The following is a 5,220-nucleotide window of genomic DNA, read 5'->3' as shown; positions in this document are numbered from 1 at the left end:
AACTGCCAGGCATTATATAAGTGAAGAAGCCCCGCACGAGAGTGCGGGGCTTTTTTACGTCTGCAGATCGTGAAAAACCTCATCATAATCCCCGAAAACAGCCTGAGAACCCCTCCCTGATACGGTAAACTACGCCCAGATAACTCAGTAAAGGTCGTCAAATGTCCAGCCAGCATCCTTCCTTAAAAGCCGACAATACGCTTGGGCTTGAAGTACATACACAGAAACGCATCGTTGCTGAGACGCCAGCTGCCATTCTGGCTGCATGGCAGGCCAGCCAGCGTGATCAAACCCCTTTCATGGTGCTTGGTGAAGGCAGCAATGTCCTCTTTCTGGATGATTTCGCTGGTACTGTGGTACTTAACCGCATTAAAGGCATCAACATTCAGGATGAGTATGAGTACTGGAAGTTGCATGTCGGAGCAGGTGAGAACTGGCATCAGCTGGTTAAGAGCACACTGGAAAAAGGGATCACTGGCCTGGAGAATCTGGCATTAATCCCTGGAATGACGGGTTCTGCACCGATTCAGAACATTGGTGCCTATGGTGTGGAATTAAAAGATGTCTGCGAATATGTGGATGTGCTTAACCTAGACAGTGGTGAGACAGAGCGTCTCGATCGTGAAGCCTGTGAATTTGGCTATCGTGACAGCATTTTCAAGCATCGCTATCAGAGAGGTTATGTCATCGTCGCGGTCGGGATAATCCTGCCTAAACAATGGCAGCCCGTATTGACCTACGGTGATCTGAAGACTCTGAATCCGGTAACGGCTAGCGCCTGGGATGTTTATCACGCGGTGTGCCAGATGCGGCAGAGCAAATTACCGGATCCAAAAGTGACCGGGAATGTAGGCAGCTTCTTCAAAAATCCGGTCGTTACCGAGGCGCAGTGCAGCGCCTTGCTGGCGCATTTTCCAGCTATGCCACACTATCTGATGCCGAATGGTGAAACCAAGCTGGCAGCCGGATGGCTTATCGATCAGTGTCAGTTGAAAGGTTATCGTATCGGCGGTGCCGCCGTTCATCAGCAACAGGCTCTGGTGCTGATTAATGCTGATAATGCCACACCTGACGATATCGTTGCGCTGGCAAAAACCGTGCGTGCGAAGGTGGGTGAAAAGTTTGATGTCTGGCTGGAGCCTGAGGTGCGGTTTATTCAGGCACAGGGCGAGTGCAATGCTGTCGGGGTAATCGCATGAAAGACAACAGTATCCCGCTAAAGCTGGTCGATATTTTATCTGACGGTGAGTTTCATTCTGGCGAACAGCTGGGTGAAACACTGGGCATGAGTCGCGCAGCCATTAACAAGCATATCCAGACCTTAAAAAGCTGGGGACTTGACGTTTATACCGTGACAGGGAAGGGCTACAGTCTCTCTGCCCCGATGCAGCTGTTGGATGAGCAGGCAATTGTCGCTCAGGTTAAGCAGGGCAATATCTCTGTTATCCCGGTGATTGACTCCACAAATCAGTATCTGCTGGAGCGCATGCATGAGATGGAGTCGGGTGCTGCCTGTATCGCTGAGTATCAGCAGGCTGGTCGTGGCCGTCGTGGGCGTCAATGGTTCTCTCCCTTTGGCGCTAATCTCTACATGTCTATGTACTGGCGTCTGGAGCAGGGACCCGCTGCGGCGATGGGTCTTAGTCTTGTGATTGGTATTATCATTGCTGAGACATTACGTTCATTAGGGGCTGATGATGTTCGCGTCAAATGGCCCAATGATATTTACCTTAACGATCGCAAACTGGCAGGTATTCTGGTCGAACTGACCGGTAAAACGGGTGATGCCGCGCATATCGTCATGGGGGCCGGGATTAACCTTGCTATGCGTACAGCCGATGCATCGCAGATTAATCAGGGCTGGATTAACCTGCAGGAAGCCGGTGTATCCGTTAACCGCAATGAGCTGGCCGCCCAACTGATAAATAATCTGCGCGAAGCCCTGCCGTTGTTTGAGCAGGAAGGGTTAACGCCCTTTGTTACACGCTGGATGGTGCTGGATAACTTTATTCACCGGCCTGTTAAATTGCTCATTGGTGAACGTGAAGTGCATGGTATTGCGCGGGGCATTGACAGTCAGGGTGGCCTGTTACTTGAGCAGGATGGCGAAATAAAAGCCTGGGTGGGCGGAGAAATATCTCTACGTCCTCTCTGATCAAAAAAGCCTGCACTAATGCAGGCTTTTTTACTGGAGCGGTTATTTACGCAGGCGAACCCTGTCGACCGCATGATTGCCACTTTTAGTCATGATCAGGCTGGCCCGTTCGCGTGTTGGCAGGATATTTTCCCGCAGGTTTAGCCAGTTAATCTCTTTCCATAAATTGCCCGCTATCTCCACTGCTTCCGCTTCTGAGAGCTGGGCATAATGGTGGAAGTAAGAGTCCGGGTCGGTAAATGCACCCTGGCGGAATTTGAGGAATCGATTGATATACCAGCTTTGCAGCAGCTCTTCCTCAGCGTCGACATAGATAGAAAAATCAACGAAGTCTGAAACAAAGACATGATGTGGGTCATGGGGATAGTCCATGCCACTCTGCAATACATTCAGACCTTCCAGAATAAGGATATCAGGCTGCTGAACCACTTTATCGCCATCAGGGATGACATCATAAATCAGATGCGAATAGACCGGTGCTGTGACCTGACTGGCGCCTGATTTCAAATCGGAGACGAAATTGACCAGCCGGTGCATATCATAAGATTGCGGAAACCCTTTTTTCTTCATTAATCCGCGCTCTTTCAGCACGGCATTGGGATGAAGAAAGCCATCCGTCGTGATCAATTCTACTTTACGATGTTCAGGCCAGCGGCTGAGCAACGCCTGTAATACACGCGCAGTTGTGCTTTTACCGACGGCTACGCTGCCCGCAATACTGATGATATAGGGGATTTTCTGGCCATTGGTACCCAGAAATTGCTCCAGTACAGCCTGCCGACGAACATTAGAGCTGATATAGAAATTAAGCAGGCGCGAAAGTGGCAGATAAATTTCTGCTACCTCCTCCAGCGAGAGATCCTCGTTGATGCCCTCCAGCTGCGCGATCTCTTCCTCTGACAGTGTCATAGGAACGGAATCACGTAAAGCAGCCCACTGCTCACGAGTGAACTCTAAATAAGGCGTTGTCAGGGGGGTCGTTTTATCCATAAGCATGCATCTGACCGCAAATTCATTGCTATCAACCGCGTGTCATCCGATAAGCAGGAGAGCACAGGTGAAATAAATCACGAATCGCTGGTTTATCAGTGAGAACAATGGGCTGGAGGGTATCACCAGTATGGCTTTTAACAGAAGTAAAAAGATAAACGTGATCACGCTTTCGTCGGCATACCCACAAAACATCATAATAACGCTAATTCTGACAGCTGTATCACTACGTATAGTGCTACACGGGCCATCAAAGCTTATGTGCGGCTTTTATCTGCCTTAAATAGTATTCACACGCCTTTATGACCCAATAGAGCTGTAACGGCGTAGAGAGAGGCTAAAAGCGCATACATTCAATATGCAGCGTGTGTTTCCCAACTTATGAATAAAGAGCTGCGAGACACTGGAAGCGTTTTTTACCGTTATCGTCGTACCAGCGAGAGAGATATGCAGGACAAAAACGTCTCCCTGTTCTGCAGATATCTTAAGTGCACGAAAAATAACGCCGATAAGGGTTAAAAAAGCATCACTCAGAACAGGCTGCGCAAAATAAAAAGGCGATGGGCGGAATATTTTACCTTAAAAAGAGCATGCCAGAGCAGCAGGGGACGATAGCGAGGCAGGGTGGGCGGTGTAAAAAAAGGACCAGATCGCACAAATATTCTGCACAAAAACGCCAGAATGCGATGATTTGCACAAATAGTAAGCGATAGAACAAAATTAGTGATTTTTTAGTTGCATCGAAGGCCCGACCTTCCTAAAATGCGCTCCACTTGATGCCGGCTTAGCTCAGTTGGTAGAGCAACTGACTTGTAATCAGTAGGTCACCAGTTCGATTCCGGTAGCCGGCACCATCAAGTAGGTGGGATTCCCGAGCGGCCAAAGGGAGCAGACTGTAAATCTGCCGTCACAGACTTCGAAGGTTCGAATCCTTCTCCCACCACCATCTCAGCCTCACGGTTGAGTACAGGTAAACAACCTGTTTATCTGTCAGGTGAGTCACTTATCACCCTGAATTCAGACTGAGCGTTAGCGAAGTCAACGTCGGTCAGCTTCGCTGGCAGACAGTAGATAGCAGAGAAACATTCACTGTTATCTGCAAGCTACAGAAAGAACAGGTAGCCGAGTTCCAGGATGCGGGCATCGTATAATGGCTATTACCTCAGCCTTCCAAGCTGATGATGCGGGTTCGATTCCCGCTGCCCGCTCCAGATGTGCTGATATGGCTCAGTTGGTAGAGCGCACCCTTGGTAAGGGTGAGGTCCCCAGTTCGACTCTGGGTATCAGCACCACTTCCTTTAATCTCCCTCCTGATTTTCTCTGTAACTTCCTTGCAGTCAGGCAATGCCTGGTTAATGTGATGATATCATTGATATATCCGTGTCTTAGAGGGACTAGCGATGGCTAAAGAGCAATTTCAACGTAACAAACTGCACGTAAACGTGGGCACCATCGGTCACGTTGACCACGGTAAAACCACCCTGACTGCAGCTATCACTACCGTACTGGCTAAAACCAACGGCGGCCAGGCTCGTGCATTCGATCAGATCGACAGCACACCTGAAGAAAAAGCCCGCGGTATCACCATCAACACCGCTCACGTTGAGTATGAGACTGCTGCACGTCACTACGCTCACGTTGACTGCCCAGGCCACGCCGACTATGTGAAAAACATGATCACCGGTGCTGCGCAGATGGACGGCGCGATCCTGGTTGTTGCTGCGACTGATGGCCCAATGCCACAGACCCGTGAGCACATCCCGCTGGGTCGTCAGGTTGGCGTTCCTTACATCATCGTGTTCCTGAACAAGTGTGACATGGTTGATGATGAAGAGCTGCTGGAGCTGGTAGAGATGGAAGTACGTGACCTGCTGTCACAGTACGACTTCCCAGGCGACGACACCCCAATCGTTCGTGGTTCTGCTCTGAAAGCGCTGGAAGGCGTTCCTGAGTGGGAAGCGAAAATCGTCGAACTGGCTGAACACCTGGACAACTACATCCCGGATCCAGTCCGTGCGATCGACATGCCGTTCCTGCTGCCAATCGAAGACGTATTCTCAATCTCTGGCCGTGGT

At 50.0% G+C, this 5,220-nt stretch carries 4 protein-coding genes and 4 tRNA genes; 7 read left to right on the top strand and 1 reads right to left on the bottom strand.

The genetic code is table 11. From position 1 onward, the window contains the following. Window positions 1–161 precede the first annotated feature (161 nt). Both murB and birA read left to right on the top strand, forming a co-directional pair. Complete coding sequence (gene murB / locus H7K52_RS18750; protein WP_008927171.1) at window positions 162–1,199, top strand: UDP-N-acetylmuramate dehydrogenase; 1,038 nt, start codon at window positions 162–164, stop codon at window positions 1,197–1,199. Beyond that, entirely contained in the window at window positions 1,196–2,155 is a 960-nt protein-coding gene (birA, locus tag H7K52_RS18745) for a bifunctional biotin--[acetyl-CoA-carboxylase] ligase/biotin operon repressor BirA (protein WP_182630341.1), read from the top strand. Before murB ends, birA begins: the two co-directional genes overlap by 4 nt. Window positions 2,156–2,197: 42 nt before the next feature. Here birA and coaA read toward each other — a convergent pair whose 3' ends face one another. Further along, on the bottom strand, window positions 2,198–3,145 hold the full coding sequence (gene coaA / locus H7K52_RS18740; protein WP_033743664.1) for a type I pantothenate kinase: 948 nt from the start codon (window positions 3,143–3,145) through the stop codon (window positions 2,198–2,200). Window positions 3,146–3,923: 778 nt separating this feature from the next. On the opposite strand from coaA, the gene H7K52_RS18735 reads away from it, so the two are divergent. From H7K52_RS18735 to H7K52_RS18715, 5 genes are all read left to right on the top strand, one after another. After that, window positions 3,924–3,999 (top strand) — tRNA-Thr (locus H7K52_RS18735). 7 nt (window positions 4,000–4,006) lie between these two features. Continuing rightward, window positions 4,007–4,091, top strand: a tRNA-Tyr gene (locus H7K52_RS18730). A gap of 190 nt (window positions 4,092–4,281) precedes the next feature. Further along, window positions 4,282–4,356: transfer RNA gene (locus tag H7K52_RS18725), tRNA-Gly, on the top strand. Window positions 4,357–4,361: 5 nt separating this feature from the next. Continuing rightward, window positions 4,362–4,437, top strand: a tRNA-Thr gene (locus H7K52_RS18720). 108 nt (window positions 4,438–4,545) lie between these two features. Then, the coding region (locus H7K52_RS18715; protein WP_182630340.1) for a GTP-binding protein at window positions 4,546–5,220 on the top strand (675 nt) is incomplete at its 3' end.

This window comes from Pantoea hericii, from assembly GCF_014155795.1.
In the GTDB taxonomy this organism is placed as follows: domain Bacteria; phylum Pseudomonadota; class Gammaproteobacteria; order Enterobacterales; family Enterobacteriaceae; genus Pantoea; species Pantoea eucalypti.
The sequence above is the reverse complement of the archived record's forward strand: the minus strand, read 5'-3'. Positions and strand labels throughout refer to the sequence as shown.